The sequence below is a fragment of the Bradyrhizobium sp. Kon69 genome (assembly GCF_055807515.1).
On record NZ_JBVVOS010000172.1, the window covers coordinates 1 to 357 of the forward strand.

Consider the following 357-nt stretch of genomic DNA (forward strand, 5'->3'; position numbering starts at 1 on the left):
TGGTGCCTATCAGCATCGGCGACTTGCTCGGCGCGCTGATCATCATTGGTATCACCTTCGCCCTGGCGCGCAACCTGCCAGGCTTACTCGAAGTACTGGTGCTGTCCAAACTGGAGCTTGCCCAAGGCAGCGCCTATGCCACCACGACGTTGCTGTCGTATGTGATCGCCGGTGTGGGATTTGTCTCGACGCTTTCCACCCTCGGCGTGAGCTGGGACAAGTTGCAGTGGCTGGTGGCGGCGTTGTCGGTGGGCCTGGGCTTCGGCATGCAGGAGATCTTCGCCAACTTCATCTCCGGCATCATGATCCTGTTCGAGCGCCCGGTGCGCATCGGCGACACCATTACCATCGGTAACC

At 60.5% G+C, this 357-nt stretch carries 1 protein-coding gene; it reads left to right on the plus strand.

Annotation, left to right across the window (positions count from 1 at the left end; all coding sequences use genetic code 11):
* Positions 1–357 (plus strand): mechanosensitive ion channel domain-containing protein (locus tag AC0L3U_RS38705; RefSeq protein ID WP_473365010.1); only part of this gene is annotated, 357 nt, incomplete at both ends.